The following is a 22,752-nucleotide window of genomic DNA, read 5'->3' on the forward strand; positions in this document are numbered from 1 at the left end:
TCCCACAATGGGTTGTATAGACCTTGATGGCTACTTACGCTTGCTACCGCCAAGCAAGGACCCCAACAGCCCGCGCACCAACTGGCGGCCCATCTGGTTGGCCGCCTGCTGCATCGCAGACTTGAGGGCCTTGCCCGCGGTGGTTCCCAGGAACGCGCCGGCCTTGTCGGTGAAGCTCGGTTCTTCAGCGGCAGGCGCAGCACTTGCCGCAGGTCCCAGTTCCTTGCGTGCCATCAGCACTTCATAGGCCGACTCACGATCAACCGGCTTGTCGTAGCGCCCCAAAAGCGACGAACTGGCGATCAAGGCCGTACGCTCGGCGGCGGTCAATGGCCCGATCCGTGATTGCGGCGGTGCCACCAGCACCCGTTGGACTACCTCAGGCGTGCCTTTTTCCTGCAGCGTGCCCACCAGCGCCTCACCCGTGCCCAGTTCGGTCAACACCGCCAGCGCATCAAACGCCGGGTTCGGCCGGAAACCATCGGCCACCGCCCGCAGGGATTTTTGTTCCTTGGTGGTGAATGCGCGCAGGCCATGCTGGATCCGCAAGCCCAACTGGGCCAGCACGTTGTCCGGCAAGTCGCCCGGCGATTGGGTGACAAAATATACCCCCACGCCTTTGGAGCGAATCAGCCGCACCACTTGTTCCAGGCGGTCCTGCAAGGCCTTGGGCGTATCGGCAAACAGCAAATGCGCCTCGTCGAAAAACAGCGCCAGCAGCGGCTTGTCGGCATCCCCGCGCTCCGGCAACTGCTCGAACAGCTCCGCCAGCAGCCACAGCAAAAAGGTCGCATAGACCTTGGGCGACTCGTGCACCAGGCGGCTGGCATCCAACAGATGAATGCGCCCTCGCCCATCGCTGGCCGGTTGCAGAATATCTTCCAGTTGCAGCGCCGGCTCGCCGAACAGGGCTTCGGCGCCCTGCTGCTCCAGCACGGCCAGGCGCCGCAGCAAAGCCTGGCTGGAGCCAGTGGTCATCAGGGCAGCGTCATCGCCCAGCAGCTCGGGATGGAACTTGAGGTGGTTGAGCAGGGCCTTGAGGTCCTTGAGATCCAGCAGCAGCAAGCCCTCGCGGTCTGCCACTTTAAACGCTGCATAGAGGGTCGACTGCTGGCTGTCGGTCAACTCCAGCAGGCTGCCCAGCAACAGTGGGCCCATTTCGCTCAAGGTTGTACGAAGTGGATGACCGGACTGACCGTGGATATCCCACAGAGTTACCGGATATGCCTTAGGTGCGTAATTCAGGAAAGGCATGCCGGCAATCCGCTCAGCCACCTTGCCCTGGGGGTTGCCCGCGGCGCCGAGGCCACACAGGTCACCCTTGATATCGGCGGCGAACACCGCGACGCCAGCATCACTGAACGCCTCCGCCAGCCGCTGCAACGTCACGGTCTTGCCGGTGCCGGTGGCGCCGGCAATCAGGCCATGGCGATTAGCCAGTCGCATGGCCTGGGCAATGGGCTGGCCTTCAAGGTCTGCGCCAATAAGAAGTTGCGAGGAGTCAGGCATTTTGTCACCCATGGTTAATCTTTAGCGCTGCACGGTCGATACAGACAAAGCGAGAGACCCAAAAAGTCTAAAAAAGTTAGACCGGATAATTCCTGCAGGAGCAGATGGAAATATCACACTTTATTTAACGCTGCCATTTGTGCGTTTCCATAAAAGACGCGCCTCGGACATTAAGACCTTAGCGGACACGACGAGCCATGAATAAAAATCTGCGCTTCAGCCACAAAATCCTGCTTGCAGCCGCCCTTATCGTCATTGCCGCATTTGCGTTGTTCACGTTGTACAACGACTACCTGCAACGAAACGCGATTCGCGACGACCTCGACAGCTACCTGCATGAAATGGGCGGCGTCACCGCCAGCAATACCCAGAGCTGGCTGGCCGGGCGTATTGTCCTGGTGGAAAACGCCGCCCAGAACATCGCCATCAATCCCGAGCCGAGTGTGGTCGCCAACCTGCTCGAGCAGAAAGCCCTGACGTCATCGTTCATGGCAACCTACCTGGGTGACAGCAAAGGCGGCTTCACCATTCGCCCCGACGCGAAGATGCCCGACGGCTTCGACCCGCGTGCACGTCCCTGGTACAAAGGCGCCCAGGCCAGCAATGGCTCGACCCTGACCGAACCCTATATCGACGCGGCCACCGGCCAGTTGATCATTTCCATCGCCACCCCCAGCAGCCAGGCCGGGCGAAGCGTCGGCGTGGTGGGCGGTGACCTGAGCCTGCAAACCCTGGTGGACAACATCGGCGCGCTGAGCTTCGGCGGCATGGGCTATGCATTCCTGGTCAGTGCCGACGGCAAGATTCTGGTGCACCCGGATAAAAGCCTGGTGATGAAGACCCTGGGCGAGGCGTACCCGAACCAGACCGTCAAGATCAGTGCTGACTTCAGCGAAATAGAGGTCGATGGCAAAACCCGCATCGTCACCTTTGCCCCGATCAAGGGCTTGCCGTCGGTGAACTGGTATATCGGTCTGTCAGTAGATAAAGACAAATCCTTCGCCATGCTCAGCGAATTCCGCACTTCGGCCATCATTGCCACCGTGATTGCCGTGGCGATCATCATTGCGTTGCTGGGCATGCTGATCCGCGTGCTGATGCAACCGCTGCATGTAATGACCCGGGCCATGGAAGACATCGCCGATGGCGAAGGCGACCTCACGCGCCGCCTGACGATCCAGAACCATGACGAATTCGGCATCCTCGGCAAAGCCTTCAACCGCTTTGTGGAACGGATTCACACCTCGATTCGCGAAGTGTCCTCCGCCACCGGCCAGGTCAATGAAGTGGCGTTGCGCGTGGTCAGCGCCTCCAACTCGTCGATGGTCAACTCCGACGAACAGGCCAACCGTACCAACAGTGTCGCGGCAGCGATCAACCAGTTGGGCGCCGCCGCCCAGGAAATTGCCCGTAATGCCGCGCAGGCCTCGCACCAGGCCAGCGATGCCCGCCACCTGGCCGAAGATGGCCAGCAAGTGGTGGAGCGCAACATCAAGGCCATGACGCAACTGTCCGAAATGATCAGCGCCTCCAGCAGCAACATCGAGGCACTCAACAGCAAGACCGTGAATATCGGGCAGATCCTCGAAGTGATCACCAGTATTTCCCAGCAAACCAACCTCCTGGCGCTCAACGCGGCCATCGAGGCGGCGCGCGCCGGGGAAGCCGGACGCGGGTTTGCGGTGGTGGCCGACGAGGTGCGCAACCTGGCCCATCGCACCCAGGAGTCGGCGCAACAGGTGCAAAAGATGATCGAGGAGCTGCAAGTCGGCGCCCGAGACTCAGTCAGCACCATGAGCGAAAGCCAGCGCCACAGCCTCGACAGCGTAGAAATCGCCAACCTGGCAGGCGAACGCCTGAGCAGCGTGACCCAGCGTATCGGGGAAATCGACGGCATGAACCAATCGGTGGCCACCGCCACCGAGGAGCAGACCTCGGTGGTGGAGTCGATCAACATCGATATCACCGAGATCAATACGCTCAACCAGGAAGGCGTGGAAAACCTGCAATCCACCTTGCGCGCCTGCTCTGACCTGGAGCAGCAAGCGGCACGCTTGAAACAACTGGTAGGGAGCTTCCGTATCTAAACCCGAGGACATCGCAAATCAACTGTAGGAGCCGCCTCGCTCAGGCTCGACAGCTCCTACATTCAATCTGCGTTGTGTTTGCCAGGGCCGGGCTTGTCGTGCGGCTCTGACTCTTCCTGCAATTGCTCCCACAACCGGGCGGCGTCGGGGAAATCCGTGCCGTCCTCGGCATCCAGGGCATCCGGATCGTAGCGGCTCAAGCAACCCTCGCCCAAGGTGGCAGGTGCCTTGGACGTGGCTTTATCCAGGGGATCACTCATCGTTCGACCCTCATAGCTGACACAAATAAAAAGGGCCTGGGTGATTTAACGCCCAGGCCCTTTTTGCTTTATCAGAACACTACAGTCTTGTTGCCGTGTACCAGCACGCGGTCCTCCAGGTGATAGCGCAGGCCACGGGCCAGGACCATCTTCTCGACATCGCGGCCGAAGCGCACCATGTCTTCAATGCTGTCGCTATGGCTGACGCGTACCACGTCCTGCTCGATGATGGGACCTGCGTCCAGCTCTTCGGTGACGTAGTGGCAGGTTGCGCCAATCAGCTTCACACCGCGCAGGGACGCCTGGTGGTACGGCTTGGCCCCGACAAACGACGGCAGGAAGCTGTGGTGGATGTTAATCACCTTGCCTGCATATTCGCGGCACAGTTCCGGCGGCAGGATTTGCATGTAGCGCGCCAGCACCACGACGTCCGCTTCATGCTGCTCGACCAGGCGCGAGACTTCGGTGAAGGCTGGCTGTTTGTTCTGCGCGTCGACCGGCACGTGGTAGTACGGAATGCCGTGCCACTCGACCATGCTGCGCAGGTCATCGTGGTTGGAAATCACGCAAGCGATCTCACAGTCCAGTTCATCGCTGTGCCAGCGGTGCAGCAAGTCCGCCAGGCAATGGGACTCGCGGCTGGCCATCAGGACCACACGCTTTTTCTGCTCGGTGTCGGTGATGCGCCATGTCATCGAGAACTCTTCGGCGATCGGTGCAAATGCCTCGCGAAATGCCTCCAGGCCAAAGGGCAGCGTGTCGGCACGGATTTCGTGGCGCATGAAAAACCAACCGCTGAGATTGTCCGAGTGATGACTCGCTTCGGTGATCCAGCCGTTGTGAGAGGCCAGAAAGTTACTGACTTTAGCGACGATACCAACCCGATCCGGGCAGGCAATCACCAGACGAAAAGTGCGCATTAGGGGCAAACTCCAGAACTTCGCAAAGGCCGCCATTCTAGCGATACCGTAGAAAAACTGCAGTATTCCTCAACGCTTATTCGCGCAATTCCTTGTGGTGTCCCTAAACAGAGTACGGTTTTTACCTGGGCGTTATGTGTGTACAAGCATCTGTTACCACAATTACCCAAGATCTAAGGAGAATATCTTTAGCCGCTCGAGCGCACTAAATAATGCACTCCGAGCCTCTGGCTACAAACATTCAAAGTAAATTACATAAAACCGAGCTTAAATGTTTACTTGGGGAAACTGTCTGACTATTATTAGGCCACTATCCCTGTCCCTCAGCGCCCCGCATAAGGTAGTCCACATGTCCCTGATCAACGAATACCGTGCCACCGAAGAAGCTATCAAAGAGCTGCAAGCCCGTTTGAAGAATCTGTCCCAAGACGACAAACTGCAAACCGAGCTGGAATTCGAAGGCAAATTGCGCACCCTGATGGGTGAATACTCCAAGTCCCTGCGTGACATCATTGCGCTGCTGGATCCGGAATCGAAAGTTAAAGCACCACGCGGCGCGGTAAAAGTTACCGGCACCAAGCGCGCGCGTAAGGTCAAGCAGTACAAAAACCCGCACAACGGCGAAGTGATTGAAACCAAAGGTGGCAACCACAAAACTCTGAAAGAGTGGAAAGCCAAGTGGGGCGGTGACGTGGTTGAAGGCTGGGCTACCCTGCTGGGCTAAGGCTCGCCAGGTCGCCACCTGATTCGCGACACAATAAAAAACGCCAGTTCGCTGGCGTTTTTTATTGCCCACTGTTTATCAAAGGTCGATTACAGGCTCAGCCGCCGGCGTAAAGCATCAACATATTCTTGCCATTCATCCAGTACCTGGCGCTGAAACGATGTAGCACTAACGTCCAATTCAAGCCTGGCCTTATTGAAACTCTCGAGGGTATTGGGGGCACCGTAATCCGCGTCTGACAAGCGTTGCTGACAGAACAATTTCCAGCGTTGTTGCTCTTCATCGTCCAAGGTGTACGCAAAGTTACGGGCACGATAGCGAAACAATAATTCCGGCAAACGATGATCATCAAAAGGCCACTGCTGGCGCGCTAGTTGCGCAGGTTCGGCAGTGCGGACTTGTTCACATAACCGCCGATCCCGATCACCAATAAAACCATCGTAGAGCTGTTGCTCCGGGTCAGCGCTGGCGGCGAAATCTTCTTCGGCATAAATCGCCGGCAATTTATCCCGCCAAAGTTCCTGTGCGTCAGTTAGCCGCAGCGCCCGGGCCTGATATTCAGGCATGTCCAGGTTCAAACGCTGCTGATCTTGCGCGCGCAATACACTCAGCGGCGCGACCACCGGGCAACGATTGATATGCACTAATTTGAGCGGCACCGGCAATTCGCCGTCGGCCAACTCATCGCGCCGGGTGTACAGGCGCCGGCGCAGGGTTTCGGCATCCAGGTCCAGCAGGCCCTGTGGGTCGAGCCCCAGGTCACAGACAATCAACGCGTTGCGATTGCGCGGATGCCAAGCCAACGGCAGGACCACTCCCAGGTAATGACGCTCGGCAGAAAAACGCCCGGAAATATGCACCATGGGCTGCAACAGGCGGATCTGATCCATGACCCGCTGTTTACTGCGCAGTTGAAACAACCAGTCGTACAACTTGGGTTGTTTTTCCCGGACCAATCGCGCCAGGGCAATGGTGGCGCGCACGTCGGCCAAGGCCTCGTGGGCCTGGCCATGGTCGATCCCGTTGGCCTGGGTCAAGCGCTCCAGCTTGAGGGTCACGCGCCCGTCCTGCTCGGGCCAGACGATTCCGTCTGGGCGCAGGGCATAGGCCGTGCGCAGCACATCGATCAAGTCCCAACGACTGTTGCCGCCCTGCCATTCCCGAGCATAGGGGTCGAAAAAATTGCGGTACAAACTGTAGCGGGTCATTTCGTCGTCGAAACGCAGGGTGTTGTAACCCGCGCCGCAAGTGCCGGGGGCCGCCAGCTCAGCATGCACCCGCGTCATGAAGTCGGCTTCGGCCAGGCCTTTTTCCGCCAGTTGGCCAGGGGTAATGCCGGTGATCATGCAAGCCGCCGGGTGCGGCAGGATATCGTCGCTGGGCTGGCAATAGAGGTTGACCGGCGGCCCTACCTCGTTGAGGTCATGATCGGTGCGAATTCCCGCAACCTGCAGCGGGCGGTCGCTGCGCGGGTTGATGCCGGTGGTTTCATAGTCGTACCAGAAGATCGAGGTCACGGGCTATTCCTGTGCTGAAGACCGACAAAGTCTAGGCGCTGGACGCCGCCCGGGGCCAGCGCCATATGCACTGGATAAACATTCAGTGAAACCTTGGCGCATTTTCAGGTGTTACTTGCAGCGATGACACTGCTAGCATCGACCTCTCATTTTCGCCGGCCGCCCGATGAGGTTGCCCATGCCCAGCCACGCCGTACTGCCAGGGAATGCAATGCCCACCGCCCCATTGGACACTCGCTACCAGATCGAGACCCCGGAAGGCATCGACCTGCCCTTGCGCCCCGCCGGGCTGATGCCCCGGGCGCTGGCATTCGGCTTCGACCTGGGCCTGCGCGGCCTGATCCTCGGCATCCTGTTCATCGCCCTGGCGTTTCTCGGCGACCTGGGCATCGGCCTGGGCTCGATCCTGCTGTTCCTCGTCAGTTGGTGGTACATGGTGCTGTTCGAAGTGCTCAACCAGGGCTGTTCACCGGGCAAGCAGATCATGGGCCTGCGCGTGGTACAGGATGACGGCACGCCCATTGGCTGGTCCGCCTCCTTGATCCGCAACCTGCTGCGTTTTGTCGATATGTTGCCGTTCGGCTATTTCCTCGGCGCCATCAGTTGCCTGCAACATCCCCACTTCAAACGCCTGGGCGACATCGCAGCCGGGACCCTGGTGGTTTACCGCGAACAGCCCGTGGCCCGCCCTCTCTTGCCCCAGGCCCCGGCATTGCGCCTGCCCTTTGCCCTGGCGTTGAACGAGCAGCGCGCGATCCTCGGTTTTGCCGAGCGCCAGGGTGAACTGTCCGCCGAGCGCACCCAAGAGCTGGCGGCGATTCTGGCCACGCCCTTGCAGGTTTCCCCGGCACGCGCCGTGGACCAGCTCAATGGCGTGGCCCGCGGCCTGCTGGGGCCGACATGAAACAGAGCCTGTTCGAAAGCCGTCACCAGCCGCACTGGCAAGCCTTTGCCGCGCAACTGGCATTGCTTGAGCAAGGCAAGGCCAAGGCCCAGGAGCTGACGCACTTCCCCCATGATTACCGACGCCTGTGCCAGCACCTGGCGTTGGCGCAGGAGCGTGGCTACAGCAGCTACCTGGTAGACCCGTTGCAACAGTTGGCCCTGCGCGGCCATCAACAGCTGTATCGCCATCGCAGCCAGCTCGGCGCCAAGGTCCTGGGCTTCCTGCTGGCCGACTTTCCCCGCACGGTCCGCGAACAATGGCGCTTCGTGCTGGTGGCCAGCCTGCTGTTCTTTGGCAGCCTGGTTGGCATCGCCCTGCTGGTCTATCTGTCCCCCGACTTGATCTACACCATCGTCAGTACCCAGCAAGTAACCGAGATGCAAACCATGTACGACCCCGACGCCAGTCGCCTGGGGCGCGCGGCCGAGCGGGCCTCGAGTGAGGACTGGATGATGTTCGGCTACTACGTGATGCACAACATCGGCATCGCGTTCCAGACCTTTGCCGGCGGCCTGCTGTTTGGCCTGGGCAGCGTGTTCTTCCTGTTTTTCAATGGCCTGATGATCGGGGCCATCGCCGGGCACCTGACCGAAATCGGCTACGGGCAAACCTTCTGGTCCTTTGTCATCGGCCACGGCGCGTTTGAACTGACGGCCATCGCCCTGGCCGGTGCAGCCGGCCTGCAACTAGGCTGGGCGTTGATCGCACCGGGAGCATTGCCCCGGGGGGAAGCACTGCGCCTGGCAGCCGGTAAGAGCGTGCAAATGATCTGCGGGGTGATTCTGTTCCTGCTGATCGCGGCCTTTATAGAAGCCTGTTGGTCCTCCACCACGGCCGTGGAGCCCTGGGGCAAATACTTGGTGGGCGCGGCGCTCTGGGCGATGGTGATCGCCTATCTGCTGTTCGCCGGCAGGAGTCGTCATGCGCCTGAGTGACGCCAGCGTGGTGATTCGCCCCCGCTCCTCGTGGGAAGCCATGGACCTCGGAGTGTTGCTCGCCCGTGAGCACCGCGTGCTCTTGATGAGCAGTTGGGCCTTGGTCAGCCTGCCGATCTTTATCCTGATCAGCGTCGTGCTGTGGGACTACCCCTCCGTTGCCGTGCTGGTGTTCTGGTGGTTGAAACCGGCCTTTGAGCGCCTGCCGCTGTATATCCTGTCCAAAGCGCTGTTTGGCGAGACGCCGACTCTCAAACAGGCGCTGCGCCAATGGCCACGGCTGCTCAAGGGGCAACTGCTAGCCAGCCTGACTTGGCGGCGCTTTAGCCTCAGTCGCAGCTTTGCCATGCCCGTGATGCAACTTGAGGGCCTCGGCGGCCTGGCCCGCCAACAACGGCTGGGAGTGCTGCTGCAACGCAATGCCGGCGCGGCGCGCTGGCTGACGCTGATCGGCATGCACCTGGAAACGGCGCTGTGGATCGGCTTGATGGCGCTGTTCTACCTGTTCCTGCCGCAACAGGTAGAGCTGGACTGGGACTGGCAGCAACTGGCATTGGCCAGCAGCCAGGACTGGCTCTGGCTGGAGCACCTGAGCAATGCCTTCTACGCCCTGATCCTGGTGTTCTGGGAGCCGATCTACGTGGCATGTGGATTCAGCCTCTACCTGAACCGGCGTACCGTGCTTGAAGCCTGGGACCTGGAATTGGTGTTCCGCCGCCTGCGCCAGCGCCTGGGGTCGGCAGTGGCCGCCCTGTTGCTGGCTGTCGGCCTGCTAGTGATCGCGCCAACGCCCCAGGCCATGGCCAACCCGCCGGTCGACTCAAAACCGTTGAGCGCGCCGCAAGCCAGTCAATCGATCAAGCGCCTGCTGGAACAACCCCCGTTCAAGAATCCGCAAACCGTTACCCGCTACCGTTTCGGCGAGGACAAGAGCAGCAGCAACGCCAAGTCCCCGGGAGGTGCCCATCTGCCGGCCTGGCTCAAATCCTTGCTGGACAATCTCAACAGCGACACCTTCAAGCCCCTGGCCCTGGTGATGGAGGTGCTGCTCTGGGGCCTGCTGATCGCCGGCATTGCCCTGGTTGCCTGGCGTTATCGTGATTGGCTGCACGCCTTTGTCAGTCGCCGCCGCGTCCAACGCCCCAAGGCCGTGCAGCCCGTGCCGTCGCAACTGTTCGGCCTGGACATGGGCGTGCAGACCTTGCCCGAGGATATTGCCGGTGCCGCCGAACAACTGTGGGCCACACAGCCCCGCGAGGCCCTTGGCCTGCTGTATCGCGGCCTGCTGAGCCGGCTGCTGCATGACTTCCACCTGCCACTGAAAAACGCCGATACCGAAGGCCAGGTCCTGGAACGGGTGCGCCACTTGCAACAGCCGCAATTGCTGGCCTTTAGCGACGACCTGACCCGGCACTGGCAAAACCTCGCCTACGGCCATCGCATACCGCCTGCCCTGGCCCAGCAACAGCTCTGCGCCGGTTGGCGCAGCTTGTTCGACAGCGAGGCCGCGCGATGAACCGGCCACTGATCTGGATTGGACTGATCCTGGCTTGCCTGCTGACGGCCGGGAGCTTCTATGCCTGGCACAAGGCGATTCCCTACGAAGAAGTGGTTGACCGCGGGCCCTCACCTGAAGCCCAGGCCAACCCCTACCTGGCGGCGGAACACTTCCTACGCCAGCAAGGCTTGGCCGTCGAGCATGCCCGCAGCCTGGAACGCCTGGCCACCCTGCCCGCCAAGGGCGGCAGCCTGCTGTTGCTCAGCGAACGCAGCAACATGACCCCGCGCCAGGTTGACCAGTTGTTGGAGTGGACCAAGGCTGGGGGCCATCTGCTGCTGGTGGCCGAAGCCATATGGGATGAAGAAACCCAGGACAGCGGCGACCTGCTGCTCGATCGCCTGCAGTTGCGCCAGGCCTTCAGCGATGACTTTGACCAGCCGCCCCCCGCCCGCAAGAACAAGAAACCGGACCTGACACGGCTGTATGTCGATAACGAAACCGCGCCGGCGTTTTTCAGTTTCGACACTGACTTCACCCTGATCGACCCCAGGCACCTGGCACAGTTTTCGGCCAACAGCGCCAAGTCCAGCCACCTGATGCAACTCGATCTCGGGCTGGGTCGTGTAACGGTGATCACCGACAGCGAGCTGTGGAAGACCCCGGCCATCGGCTTGCACGACAACGCCTGGCTGCTGTGGTACCTGACCCAGGGCAGCGATGTCACCCTGCTATCGAACACGGACGTCGAAAACCTGTTCAGTCTGGTGCTGCGGTATTTTCCCCAGGCCCTGGTAGCGCTCGCCGCCTTGATTCTACTGGGGTTGTGGCGCGCCGGCGTGCGCCAGGGGCCCATCCAGGCGCCAGCCCCGAAAGCCCGCCGTCAGTTGCAGGAACACCTGAATGCCAGTGCCGACTTCCTGCTGCGCCGCAGCGGGCAAAACAGCCTGTTGCAAGCCTTGCAGCGCGACATCCTGCGTACCGCACGTCGCCGCCACCCCGGATTCGAACAGTTAGATACCGCAGGACAATGGCAGGCCCTTGAGCGCCTGACCCGCCAACCCGCTTCAATTATCAGCCAGGCCCTGGGCCCACTCCCGGCAAAACGGCTTTCCAGCGCCGATTTCAGCCGCCAGGTGGCCTGCCTGCAAACCCTCAGGAATGCCCTATGAGCGATTCTCCAGTGGATTTACCCAATACCCTCGACACCGGGCGCGCCACCCAACTCGCCCAGGCGCTGCGCACCGAGTTGCGCAAGGCGGTGATTGGCCAGGATGCGGTGATCGATGACGTACTGACCGCGTTGATCGCCGGCGGCCATGTGCTGCTCGAAGGCGTACCCGGCCTGGGCAAGACCTTGCTGGTACGGGCCCTGGCGCGCTGCTTTGACGGCGACTTCGCACGCATCCAGTTCACCCCGGACCTGATGCCCAGCGATGTCACAGGCCATGCGGTGTACGACCTGCACACCGAGCAATTCAAGCTGCGCAAAGGGCCGTTGTTCACCCATTTGCTCCTGGCGGACGAGATCAACCGGGCCCCGGCGAAAACCCAGGCCGCCCTGCTCGAAGCCATGCAGGAACGACAGGTCACTCTCGAGGGTGAAGCCTTGCCCATCGGCCAGCCGTTCATGGTGCTGGCCACCCAGAACCCCATCGAACAGGAAGGCACTTACCCACTACCGGAGGCCGAACTCGACCGGTTCATGCTCAAGGTACGCATGGACTACCCAGAGGCGCAGCAAGAGCTGGATATGGTGCGCGAAGTGACTCGTTCCTCCCGCGCCGATATGCTCGACGTACAGCCATTGCGCACCGTGCTGCAAGCCAATGATGTACTGCTGTTGCAACAGGTCGCCAGTGAGCTGCCGTTGGATGACCAGGTACTCGACTACGCCGTGCGCCTGGCCCGGACCACCCGCACCTGGCCCGGCCTGGCCCTTGGCGCCGGGCCTCGCGCCTCCATCGCCCTGGTACGTGGTGCCCGCGCCCGGGCTCTGCTGCGCGGTGGCGAGTTCGTGACCCCGGACGACATCAAGAGTTGCGCGCTGGCAGTGTTGCGCCATCGCGTACGCATCGCCCCGGAGCTGGATATCGAAGGCCTCGAGGTGGATCAGGTACTGGCCCAACTGCTCGACCAAGTGCCGGCGCCACGCCAGTGACATGCCCATGAGACCTACTCGCCTGTTGCTGGCCTGGCTCGCGGTGCTGCTGGGCCTGAACATCGCCCTCGGAACGGCCACGGCCCTGCAACTCAAGGTGCCGGCCGCCCTGCACTCCGTGGCCTGGGGCCTGCTCCTGGCGCTGCTTTTGCTGGCATTGCTCGATGCTGCCCGTCTGAAACGCCGTCCCTCGCCACGCCTGCGGCGGCACATGCCAGGCAGCCTGGCGCTAGGACGCTGGAGCGAGGTGCGGATCACCCTGGAGCATGACTACACACAGCCATTGACGCTGAAGGTGTTTGATCACGTTCCGGATGGTTTGAGCGTGCAGAACCTGCCGCAGTTCATCGCCCTGCGCCCCGGTGAACACAGTGACCTGGGCTACCGCCTGCGCCCCTTGAGCCGTGGGCATTTCAGCTTTGAGCGCTGTGAGGTGCATCTGCCCAGCCCCCTGGGATTGTGGACCGCAAAACGCCAGGTATCGGTCAAGGATGCAACCCGGGTTTACCCGGACTTTGCCCGCCTGTACGGTGCGCAGTTACTGGCGGTAGACAACTGGCTCAGCCAACTGGGTGTACGCCAGCGCCAGCGTCGCGGCCTGGGCCTGGAGTTTCATCAGCTGCGCGAATTTCGCGAGGGCGACAGCCTGCGCCAGATCGACTGGAAGGCCACGGCACGGCAACGCACGCCGATTGCCCGGGAATACCAGGATGAGCGCGACCAGCAGATTATGTTCATGCTCGATTGCGGCCGACGGATGCGCAGCAAGGACGGCGAACTGTCACATTTCGACCACGCCCTCAACGCCTGCCTGCTGCTCAGCTATGTGGCCTTGCGCCAGGGCGATGCCGTGGGCCTGTGTACCTTCGCCTGCGACCAGCCGCGCTACCTGGCACCAGTCAAGGGCAGCGGTCAGTTGAACCAGTTGCTCAACGCGGTATACGACCTGGACAGCACCCGGCGCACGGCCGATTACCAGGCTGCCGCCAATCAGCTGCTGGCCCGCCAGAAACGGCGGGCGCTGGTGATCGTAGTGACCAACCTGCGCGATGAGGACGATGAGGAACTACTGACGGCCGTCAAGCGCATCAGCCGCCAGCACCGGGTATTGGTGGCGAGCCTGCGCGAAGGAGTGCTGGATCAATTGCGCCAGGCTCCCGTGCAGACCTTGGCGCAGGCGCTGGCCTACTGTGGCAGCGTCGATTACCTCAATGCACGGGAAGAACTTCATGACCGCCTCAAGGCGCAGGGCCTGATGGTAATGGATGCCCATCCCTCTGAGCTGGGCGCCGACCTGGTAACCCGATACCTGGGCTGGAAAAAAGCCGGCGCTCTATGAATGGTGTGTGACGCTAGGCCGAAGCCTGCAAGGGGTCAAAGCTGAAGTACTGCAACAGCGCAACAATCAGCTGACCGTACTCCGCGGGCGCCTCCAACAGGCAAAACCCCGAGTCGTAATGCCTGGGGTTGATATCTTCACGACTCCACAGGCAGGTCGCAGTGAAATCAATGGTGTGCATATCACCCTCAGGACCTGGAATCTTCAAGCGCAGATCAAAATCCACGTTGACCATCATGGGTAATTGGCTGACTAGCATCAGCCCTTCACTGGAAATATTACCCAAGTAACCGATGGGCTTACCTGTGAAGCGATTGAACACCTCTAAAAAATAGGGCAACTGGTGCCGCTCAATCCGTCGGTCAGTCAACATGATCAGATCGCCGTCCAATGGCCAAGACTGTGGCCGTTGCTGTGATTCGGGCCGGGAAGCTACATGCCCCCCCGCTCTCCTGGATCCCGGTGCAACAGCGGCCCCTGCCCTGTCACTCTACAACCACCGAATCCTGTTTTTGTGTCTGTTTGAATTGAAAGTTATACAAACGTACTTCAAAAGAATAGCCCAACTCTGGCAAGAGGCCAGCAATTAAATGGCGTATATCATCACAAGGCTGCAGGTCGCGCGCGCGCTGCACTTGCGCCAGGGTAATGCCCCAGTTGTTGCAGCGTATCCAGGCGTGCACGGGCCCGGAACGCGTACTCACTCGATGGGTACTGGCTAATGATGAACTGATAAGTCTGCACCGCATCCACAAACAACTTCTGCCGTTCCAGGCACTGCCCACGCAGCATCGAGACTTCCGGCTGCACGTAGCGACGGGACCGGCTTTCACGGTCGACCTGGGACAATTCCAGGGTGACCCGCTCACAATCGCCCACGTTGTAGGCACGGTAGGCATTGTTCAAATGATGGTCCATCGACCAACGGGTACAGCCGACAACACTGACGGCCAGGGCAGCAATGATCAAAACTCGCATGGGGTGTTCTCCTGTCTTGAGCAGTGTATCGACCCTTGGGCGAAAATCTTCAAGGTTGTTCGTCTGGCGTCATAGAGTGAAAACAAGCGAATCGACAATAAGTAGTGCAAACGAACAATGACTACAGCCAAAGAGCATAGTAGCCTTCCCCAGCGCTAGAACTCAGGAGTCCGTGCATGTCCGTCCGTCGTACCAAAATCGTCGCCACCCTTGGCCCGGCCAGTAACTCGCCGGAAGTCCTCGAACAGCTGATTCTGGCTGGCCTGGACGTTGCCCGTCTGAACTTCTCCCACGGCACCCCGGACGAGCACAAGGCTCGCGCCAAGCTGGTACGTGACCTCGCCGCCAAGCATGGCCGCTTCGTCGCGCTGCTGGGTGACCTGCAAGGTCCGAAGATCCGTATCGCCAAATTCGCCAACAAGCGCATTGAGCTGAAGATCGGTGACAAATTCACCTTCTCCACCAGCCATCCGCTGACCGAAGGCAACCAACAAGTCGTGGGTATCGACTACCCGGACCTGGTGAAAGACTGCGGCGTCGGCGACGAACTGCTGCTGGACGACGGCCGTGTGGTCATGCGTGTCGACACCGCCACCGTCACCGAGCTGAACTGCACCGTGATCATCGGCGGCCCGCTGTCCGACCACAAAGGCATCAACCGTCGCGGTGGTGGCCTGACTGCACCGGCCCTGACCGAAAAAGACAAGGCCGACATCAAGCTCGCCGCCGAAATGGAAGTGGACTACCTCGCCGTGTCCTTCCCGCGCGACGCCGCCGACATGGAATACGCCCGCCAACTACGCGACGAAGCCGGTGGTACTGCCTGGCTGGTGGCGAAGATCGAGCGCGCCGAAGCCGTGGCCGACGACGAAACCCTCGACGGCCTGATCAAGGCGTCCGATGCAGTGATGGTTGCCCGTGGCGACCTCGGCGTGGAAATCGGTGACGCGGAGCTGATCGGCATCCAGAAGAAAATCATCCTGCACGCACGCCGCCACAATAAAGCGGTGATCGTTGCGACCCAGATGATGGAGTCGATGATCCAGAACCCGATGCCAACCCGTGCCGAAGTGTCCGACGTGGCCAACGCCGTGCTCGACTACACCGACGCCGTGATGCTCTCGGCAGAAAGTGCTGCCGGCCCGTACCCGCTGGAAGCGGTCCAGGCCATGGCACGTATCTGCGTCGGCGCTGAAAAGCACCCGACCAGCAAGACCTCCAGCCACCGCATCGGCAAAGTGTTCGAAAGCTGCGACCAGAGCATCGCCCTGGCCGCCATGTACACCGCCAACCACTTCCCGGGCGTAAAGGCGATCATCGCCCTGACCGAAAGTGGCTACACGCCGTTGATCATGTCGCGCATCCGCTCCTCGATCCCGATCTACGCGTTCTCCCCGCACCGCGAAACCCAGGCCCGCGCGGCCATGTTCCGTGGCGTCTACACCGTACCGTTCGACCCGGCGTCGCTGCCGCCTGAGCAAGTCAGCCAGGCTGCCATCGACGAACTGCTCAAGCGTGGCGTAGTCGAGAAAGGCGATTGGGTGATCCTGACCAAGGGCGACAGCTACCACACCATCGGTGGCACCAACGGCATGAAGATCCTGCACGTTGGCGACCCAATGGTCTGAGTGACTGACCTGCTCAAAGCAAAGGCCCTGGCATGTGAATGCCAGGGCCTTTTGCATTCCAAGGGAGAGTGATTGATTGACTGCAAAGGCCCGCTCCCACATTGCAATGCATTTCAAATGCACACGGTGAGTTCTCGCAGATAGCCATCAGCGCTCAACCACGGGGCAGGAACACATCGGCCAGCAGTTGATTACGCGGCAAGCCCGCCAGGAACAGGCGCTTGGAAAACGCCTCGACACTGCTGGGGTGCCCGCAGAGCAAGGCCAGGGTTTGCCGGGATACAAGCCGCAGTTGCGCCAAGGCACCGGCCAACTGCGCCGCCGTCCACAGTTCGATGGTGAGGTTGCCGTGGCTGGCGGCAAGTTGGGCCAGGGGCTCGGCCAGATAATGCCCGTCCGTATCATGGGCCAGGTGAATCACGCGGATAGCGCCCTGGTGATCCTGGCGCAGGGCTTCGCGCAACACGCCCCACAGCGGCCCCAGCCCCGTGCCGGATGCCAGCAGCCACAGCGGCCGCGCTTGCCAGTCCGGATCGTAATGCAACGCCCCGCCGCGCAATTCGCCCAGGCGTAATGGGTCACCGGCCTCAAGCCGGCGGGCACGATCGCTGAATTCGCCGGGCAGGCGGCAATCGAGGTGGAACTCCAAAAACGGATCTTCCTGGGGCAGGCTGGCCAGGGAATAAGGCCGCGCCACCGTCCCCGCCCACAACACCAGGTGCTGCCCGGCCCGGTAACGCAGCCCGTGCTGGGGTTGCAGGCGCAGGCGCAACACCGTCGGGTTCAGCCAATCGGCGCTCAGCACCGTTGCCGCCGCGCCGTCGCGCAAGGGGTCAAAGGCCTCGACCTGTACATCGCCTGTGACCTGGCACTGGCAGGCCAGGCGCCAACCGTCCTGGCGCTGGGCCGGGCTCAGGGCGTCGGGCTGCTTGTCCTCGACCTCACCCCGGCAACGCACCAGGCAGGCATGGCAACTGCCCGCGCGGCAACTGTAAGGCACGGCCACACCGGCCTGGTTCAAGGCATCCAGCAGATTGCTGCCGGTGGAGACCGACCACTGGCGTTCGCCGACGTGCAGTTCAGGCATGAAAGGCCTCGAATCAAAATATGCGATCACTGTAACTGCTTTTTGCAGGAGCCGGCTCCTAGGGTGGTCGGGAGAGTTTGACCATCGTCGGGTGTATCGGCCATCGCGCCGGGTTATACTGCCGCGCCTTTTTAGCGTCGCGCCAGCACTACCCGGCGTGCCTTGGAAAAGGTGGCTTCAGCGACCGATACACCCATCTGAAGCCACCTTTATTGAATGTTCCCTTATAGAGGAGCGCGACTCATGACCGTGATCAAGCAAGACGACCTGATTCAGAGCGTTGCCGACGCCCTGCAATTCATTTCCTACTACCACCCCGTTGACTTCATCCAGGCAATGCACGAAGCCTACCTGCGCGAAGAATCGCCGGCCGCCCGTGACTCCATGGCCCAGATCCTGATCAACTCGCGCATGTGTGCCACCGGCCACCGCCCGATCTGCCAGGACACCGGGATCGTCACCGTGTTCGTGCGCGTGGGCATGGATGTACGCTGGGATGGCGCCACCATGGGCCTGGACGACATGATCAACGAAGGCGTGCGTCGCGCCTACAACCTGCCGGAAAACGTGCTGCGTGCCTCGATCCTCGCCGACCCGGCCGGCGCGCGCAAAAACACCAAGGACAACACCCCGGCCGTGATCCACTACTCCATCGTCCCGGGTAACACCGTGGAAGTGGACGTGGCCGCCAAGGGCGGTGGTTCCGAGAACAAGTCGAAAATGGCCATGCTCAACCCGTCCGACTCCATCGTCGATTGGGTGCTCAAGACAGTTCCGACCATGGGTGCCGGCTGGTGCCCACCGGGCATGCTCGGCATCGGCATCGGCGGTACTGCCGAGAAAGCCGCCGTCATGGCCAAGGAAGTGTTGATGGAATCCATCGACATCCACGAGCTGAAAAAGCGCGGCCCGTCCAACCGTATCGAAGAGATGCGCCTGGAGCTGTTCGAGAAGGTCAACCAACTGGGGATCGGCGCCCAGGGCCTGGGTGGCCTGACCACCGTGCTCGACGTGAAGATCATGGATTACCCGACCCACGCTGCTTCGCTGCCGGTGTGCATGATCCCCAACTGCGCCGCCACCCGTCACGCGCACTTCGTGCTCGACGGTTCCGGTCCGGCCTCGCTCGAAGCGCCGCCGCTGGACGCCTACCCGGAAATTGTCTGGGAAGCCGGCCCGTCGGCCCGCCGCGTCAATCTCGACACCCTGACCCCGGAAGACGTACAAAGCTGGAAACCGGGCGAAACCGTACTGCTCAACGGCAAGATGCTCACCGGTCGCGACGCGGCGCACAAGCGTATGGTCGAGATGCTGAACAAGGGTGAAACCCTGCCGGTAGACCTCAAGGGCCGTTTCATCTACTACGTCGGCCCGGTAGATCCGGTGCGCGAAGAAGTGGTTGGCCCGGCTGGCCCGACCACCGCCACGCGGATGGACAAATTCACCCGCCAGATCCTCGAGCAGACTGGCCTGTTGGGCATGATCGGCAAATCCGAGCGCGGCCCGACCGCCATCGAAGCGATCAAGGACCACAAGGCCGTGTACCTGATGGCTGTCGGCGGTGCGGCCTACCTGGTGGCGCAAGCCATCAAGAAGTCGCGCGTGGTGGCCTTCGCCGAACTGGGCATGGAAGCGATCTACGAGTTCGACGTCAAGGACATGCCGGTCACTGTTGCAGTCGACAGCAAGGGCGAGTCAGTCCACATCACAGGTCCCGCCATCTGGCAGCAAAAGATCAGTGAAAGCCTGGCGGTAGAAGTGCAGTAAGCACGTCCCCGCAAGGATAAAAGGCGACTGTGGCTCCATGCCACAGTCGCCTTTTTTATGACCGGCGATTTTGTGGGAGCGGGCTTGCCCGCGATGCAGGCACTGCGGTCTGGCAGCAGAACGCGTCGATGCAATCGCGGGCAAGCCCGCTCCCACAAGTACTGCGCTCGTCCTGCTGCATGTTATGGTGCTCGCCCCCTACTGCAGCTGTTCATTCTCGTATGATCGCGATCCCTCGCCCATTGCGTTTGACCTTCTACTCCCTGCTGATTATTGCCGGTGCCGTCCTGGCCGCCGCAGTCGCCATGCGCCAGGCGGAACGCCAGTCCCTGGTGGACGATGCCGGCCGTGCGAACCAGCAACTGGCGCTGTATGCCAACTCCTTGCACACCTTGATCGAACGCTACCGCGCCCTGCCCGCCGTGCTGGCCCTGGATTCGGAAATGATCCGCGCCCTGAAAGGCCCGCTGGATCCGGCGACCCAGGAGGTGCTCAACCACAAACTGGAGCGCATCAACGGTGCGGCGCAGTCATCGACCCTGGAACTGATGGACCGCACCGGCCTGGCGGTGGCCGCCAGCAACTGGCGCCTGCCCAGCAGTTATGTCGGCCACAACTATGCGTTCCGCCCCTATTTCAGCCAGACCCGCAGCCAGGGCACCGGGCGTTTTTATGCGGTGGGGGTGACCACCGGGATTCCGGGGTACTTCCTTTCCAGCGCGGTGGTGGATGAGCAGGAGCAGTTCATCGGCGCCATGGTGGTGAAACTGGAGTTTCCGGAGCTGGAGCGCGGATGGGCCCAGGGCGACGACCTGTTGCTGGTCAGCGATGCCCGGGGCATCGTGTTTATCGCCAATAAACCCGGATGGCGTTACCGCAACCTGCGCCCACTGTCGGCCAACGATCTGGCCGAACTCAAGGCCACGCGCCAATACGACAAGAAGCAATTGCAGCCCCTGGACACCCAGACCCTGCAGCGCTTTGACGAAAACAGTCATCTGGTGCGCGTGGCCGGGCCCGAAGGCAACGCCAACTACATCTGGGAGTCCCTGCCCCTCAAAGCCGAAGGCTGGACCCTGCACCTGCTGCGCAAACCCCAGGTGGCCTTTGAAGACCAACGCAACGCCGGCCTCGCCGCAGCGGGCCTGTGGTTGACCCTGGTGTTCCTGGTGCTGTTCCTCAGCCAGCGCTGGCGCCTGGCCCGCTTGCGCCAGCGCAGCCGCGAAGAGCTGGAGCGCCTGGTGGAAGAACGCACACGCGCCTTGCGCACCGCCCAGGATGGCTTGGTGCAATCGGCCAAGCTGGCGGCGCTGGGACAGATGTCTGCGGCCCTGGCCCATGAAATCAACCAGCCGCTGACCACCCAGCGCATGCAACTGGCTACCTTGCGCCTGCTGCTCGATCACGGGCGCATCGATGACGCCTATCAGGCGCTGACGCCATTGGACGACATGCTCACTCGCATGGCCGCCCTTACCGGCCACCTCAAGACCTTCGCCCGCAAAAGCCCCAGCGGCCTGCGCGAACGCCTGGACCTGGCAACCGTGGTCGACCAGTCCCTGCACTTGCTCGACGCACGCCTGCGCGACGAAGCCATCGGCACCGTGCTCGACCTGACTCGCCCGGCCTGGGTACGCGGCGATGCCATTCGCCTGGAGCAAGTGCTGATCAACTTGTTGCGCAATGCCCTGGATGCCATGGCCGACAAACCGCGCAAGCGCCTGGAAATCCGCCTGCATGCCGATCAACAACTGTGGCACCTGAGCGTCAGCGACAGCGGCGGCGGCATTGCCGAGGAACACCTGAACAACGTGTTCGACCCGTTCTTCACCACCAAGCCGGTGGGTGACGGGCTCGGGCTCGGGTTGGCGGTGTCCTACGCTATCGTGCATGAACTGGGCGGACGCCTGAGTGCGGCCAATCAGGGCGACGGCGCCGTCTTCACCCTGACCCTGCCCATCGCGCTGGAGGCGCCGGACCTATGCTGAACGCGGTGATCGTGGTTGATGACGAGGCCAGCATCCGCACGGCCGTGGAACAGTGGCTGAACCTCTCCGGGTTCGCGGTGCAGTTGTTCAGCCGCGCCGAGGACTGCCTGGCCCACCTGCCCAGGGACTTTCCCGGGGTGATTCTCAGCGATGTGCGCATGCCGGGCCTCAGCGGCCTGGAGCTGCTGGCCGAAGTACAACGGCGCGATGCCGACCTGCCGGTGATCCTCCTGACCGGCCATGGCGACGTGCCGATGGCCGTCGAAGCCATGCGCGACGGTGCCTACGACTTTCTGGAAAAGCCCTTCAGCCCCGACGCCCTGCTCGCCAGCCTGCGCCGGGCCCTGGACAAGCGCGGACTGATCCTGGAGAACCGCCGCCTGCACCAACAGGCCGATCATCGCGCCCAACTGGAGTCGAGCCTGCTGGGGGTGTCGCGCAGCCTGCAGAACTTGCGCCGCCAGGTGCTGGACCTCGCCGCCTTGCCGGTCAACGTGCTGATCCGTGGCGAGACCGGCAGCGGCAAGGAACTGGTCGCCCGCTGCCTGCATGACTTCGGGCCACGGGCCAAAAAACCTTTTGTCGCGCTCAACTGTGCGGCGATTCCCGAGCAATTGTTTGAAGCCGAACTGTTCGGCCATGAAAGCGGCGCTTTCACCGGCGCCCAGGGCAAGCGCATCGGCAAGCTGGAGTACGCCGACGGCGGTACGCTGTTTCTCGATGAGATCGAAAGCATGCCCCTGGCCCAGCAGGTGAAGCTGCTGCGGGTGTTGCAGGAACAGAAGCTGGAGCGCCTGGGCTCGAACCAGAGCATCAAGGTCGACCTGCGCATCATTGCCGCGACCAAGCCCGACCTGCTGGACGAAGCCCGCGCCGGACGTTTTCGCGAAGACCTGGCCTACCGCCTGACCGTGGCGCAACTGCGCCTGCCGCCGCTGCGTGAGCGCCGCGAAGATATCCCGCTGCTGTTCGACCACTTCACCCAGAGCGCCGCCGAACGCCTGGGCCGCGAGACCGCGCCCCTCAGCGGGCCGCAATTGGGGCGGCTGCTCAGCCATGACTGGCCGGGCAACGTGCGCGAACTGGCCAACGTTGCCGAACGCCAGGTGCTGGGCCTCGGCGAGCCGGAGCCGGAAGGCATCGGGGCCGGGCAATCCCTGGCGGCCCAGCAGGAAGCGTTCGAAGCCCATTGCCTGAAAGCTGCGCTGACCCGGCACAAAGGCGATATCAAGGCGGTGCTGGCCGAACTGCAACTGCCACGGCGGACCTTCAATGAAAAGCTGCAGCGCCATGGGCTGACCCGGGAAATGTTTCTGTCGCCTGATTGAGAAGGCCCCTTAGGGCCTCATCGCAGGCAAGCCAGCTCCCACACTTGAATGTATTCGCAAATCAAAATGTGGGAGCTGGC

The 22,752-nt window shown here is 61.8% G+C and carries 19 protein-coding genes; 12 read left to right on the forward strand and 7 right to left on the reverse strand.

What is annotated here, in order from left to right; translation table 11 throughout:
* Positions 1-30: 30 nt before the first annotated feature.
* Complete coding sequence (locus HBO05_RS05185; RefSeq protein ID WP_170041960.1) at positions 31-1,509, reverse strand: helicase HerA-like domain-containing protein; 1,479 nt, start codon at positions 1,507-1,509, stop codon at positions 31-33.
* 197 nt (positions 1,510-1,706) lie between these two features.
* On the opposite strand from HBO05_RS05185, the gene HBO05_RS05190 reads away from it, so the two are divergent.
* Positions 1,707-3,596 carry a methyl-accepting chemotaxis protein gene (locus HBO05_RS05190; protein WP_170056848.1) on the forward strand — a complete coding sequence of 630 codons (1,890 nt, stop codon included), beginning with the start codon at positions 1,707-1,709 and terminating at the stop codon, positions 3,594-3,596.
* 62 nt (positions 3,597-3,658) lie between these two features.
* Here the strand turns inward: HBO05_RS05190 and HBO05_RS05195 are convergent, their stop codons facing one another.
* Positions 3,659-3,856 carry a hypothetical protein gene (locus tag HBO05_RS05195; protein WP_169954652.1) on the reverse strand — a complete coding sequence of 66 codons (198 nt, stop codon included), beginning with the start codon at positions 3,854-3,856 and terminating at the stop codon, positions 3,659-3,661.
* 71 nt (positions 3,857-3,927) lie between these two features.
* Positions 3,928-4,776 carry a formyltetrahydrofolate deformylase gene (gene purU / locus HBO05_RS05200; protein ID WP_169954651.1) on the reverse strand — a complete coding sequence of 283 codons (849 nt, stop codon included), beginning with the start codon at positions 4,774-4,776 and terminating at the stop codon, positions 3,928-3,930.
* Between the two features lie 349 nt (positions 4,777-5,125).
* Between purU and mvaT the strand changes: the two genes are divergently transcribed.
* Positions 5,126-5,500 (forward strand): histone-like nucleoid-structuring protein MvaT, encoded by a 375-nt coding sequence (gene mvaT / locus HBO05_RS05205; RefSeq protein WP_029295469.1) that lies wholly within the window; start codon positions 5,126-5,128, stop codon positions 5,498-5,500.
* An 89-nt stretch (positions 5,501-5,589) separates the two neighbouring features.
* Here mvaT and sbcB read toward each other — a convergent pair whose 3' ends face one another.
* Positions 5,590-7,017 carry an exodeoxyribonuclease I gene (sbcB, locus tag HBO05_RS05210; protein WP_170041890.1) on the reverse strand — a complete coding sequence of 476 codons (1,428 nt, stop codon included), beginning with the start codon at positions 7,015-7,017 and terminating at the stop codon, positions 5,590-5,592.
* Between the two features lie 211 nt (positions 7,018-7,228).
* Here sbcB and HBO05_RS05215 point away from each other — a divergent pair, with 211 nt between their 5' ends.
* The 6 genes from HBO05_RS05215 to HBO05_RS05240 are packed head-to-tail and all read left to right on the forward strand — an operon-like array spanning position 7,229 to position 13,896.
* On the forward strand, positions 7,229-7,921 hold the full coding sequence (locus tag HBO05_RS05215; protein ID WP_170041889.1) for an RDD family protein: 693 nt from the start codon (positions 7,229-7,231) through the stop codon (positions 7,919-7,921).
* Positions 7,918-8,898 (forward strand): stage II sporulation protein M, encoded by a 981-nt coding sequence (locus HBO05_RS05220; protein ID WP_172311949.1) that lies wholly within the window; start codon positions 7,918-7,920, stop codon positions 8,896-8,898. Before HBO05_RS05215 ends, HBO05_RS05220 begins: the two co-directional genes overlap by 4 nt.
* Complete coding sequence (locus HBO05_RS05225; RefSeq protein ID WP_172311951.1) at positions 8,885-10,414, forward strand: DUF4129 domain-containing protein; 1,530 nt, start codon at positions 8,885-8,887, stop codon at positions 10,412-10,414. Before HBO05_RS05220 ends, HBO05_RS05225 begins: the two co-directional genes overlap by 14 nt.
* Positions 10,411-11,568 carry a DUF4350 domain-containing protein gene (locus tag HBO05_RS05230; protein ID WP_169954646.1) on the forward strand — a complete coding sequence of 386 codons (1,158 nt, stop codon included), beginning with the start codon at positions 10,411-10,413 and terminating at the stop codon, positions 11,566-11,568. Before HBO05_RS05225 ends, HBO05_RS05230 begins: the two co-directional genes overlap by 4 nt.
* Complete coding sequence (locus HBO05_RS05235) at positions 11,565-12,557, forward strand: MoxR family ATPase (RefSeq protein ID WP_170041885.1); 993 nt, start codon at positions 11,565-11,567, stop codon at positions 12,555-12,557. Before HBO05_RS05230 ends, HBO05_RS05235 begins: the two co-directional genes overlap by 4 nt.
* Positions 12,558-12,564: 7 nt before the next feature.
* A complete protein-coding gene (locus HBO05_RS05240) occupies positions 12,565-13,896 on the forward strand; it encodes a DUF58 domain-containing protein (RefSeq protein WP_169954644.1) in 1,332 nt (443 codons plus the stop codon).
* Positions 13,897-13,909: 13 nt separating this feature from the next.
* Here HBO05_RS05240 and HBO05_RS05245 read toward each other — a convergent pair whose 3' ends face one another.
* Together HBO05_RS05245 and HBO05_RS05250 are read right to left on the reverse strand one after the other, a co-directional pair.
* Positions 13,910-14,269 (reverse strand): PilZ domain-containing protein, encoded by a 360-nt coding sequence (locus HBO05_RS05245; RefSeq protein ID WP_169954701.1) that lies wholly within the window; start codon positions 14,267-14,269, stop codon positions 13,910-13,912.
* Positions 14,270-14,499: 230 nt separating this feature from the next.
* Complete coding sequence (locus tag HBO05_RS05250; RefSeq protein ID WP_170041883.1) at positions 14,500-14,874, reverse strand: tetratricopeptide repeat protein; 375 nt, start codon at positions 14,872-14,874, stop codon at positions 14,500-14,502.
* 176 nt (positions 14,875-15,050) lie between these two features.
* Here HBO05_RS05250 and pyk point away from each other — a divergent pair, with 176 nt between their 5' ends.
* A complete protein-coding gene (gene pyk / locus HBO05_RS05255; protein WP_029295454.1) occupies positions 15,051-16,502 on the forward strand; it encodes a pyruvate kinase in 1,452 nt (483 codons plus the stop codon).
* 154 nt (positions 16,503-16,656) lie between these two features.
* Here pyk and HBO05_RS05260 read toward each other — a convergent pair whose 3' ends face one another.
* A complete protein-coding gene (locus HBO05_RS05260; protein ID WP_170056844.1) occupies positions 16,657-17,589 on the reverse strand; it encodes an iron-sulfur-binding ferredoxin reductase in 933 nt (310 codons plus the stop codon).
* A 243-nt stretch (positions 17,590-17,832) separates the two neighbouring features.
* On the opposite strand from HBO05_RS05260, the gene HBO05_RS05265 reads away from it, so the two are divergent.
* The 3 genes from HBO05_RS05265 (at position 17,833) to HBO05_RS05275 (ending at position 22,672) form a co-directional block, all read left to right on the forward strand.
* Positions 17,833-19,356, forward strand: a complete 1,524-nt coding sequence (locus tag HBO05_RS05265) for a fumarate hydratase (RefSeq protein WP_131062231.1) — start codon at positions 17,833-17,835, stop codon at positions 19,354-19,356.
* A 221-nt stretch (positions 19,357-19,577) separates the two neighbouring features.
* The gene (locus tag HBO05_RS05270; RefSeq protein ID WP_169954641.1) at positions 19,578-21,344 is read left to right on the forward strand and encodes an ATP-binding protein; all 1,767 of its coding nucleotides are present in this window, start codon (positions 19,578-19,580) and stop codon (positions 21,342-21,344) included.
* The gene (locus HBO05_RS05275; protein WP_172311953.1) at positions 21,338-22,672 is read left to right on the forward strand and encodes a sigma-54 dependent transcriptional regulator; all 1,335 of its coding nucleotides are present in this window, start codon (positions 21,338-21,340) and stop codon (positions 22,670-22,672) included. The genes HBO05_RS05270 and HBO05_RS05275 overlap by 7 nt, the downstream gene beginning before the upstream one ends.
* Positions 22,673-22,752: the final 80 nt, after the last annotated feature.

Origin of the sequence: Pseudomonas sp. WS 5079, assembly GCF_012985465.1 — a bacterium.
Classification (GTDB): domain Bacteria; phylum Pseudomonadota; class Gammaproteobacteria; order Pseudomonadales; family Pseudomonadaceae; genus Aquipseudomonas.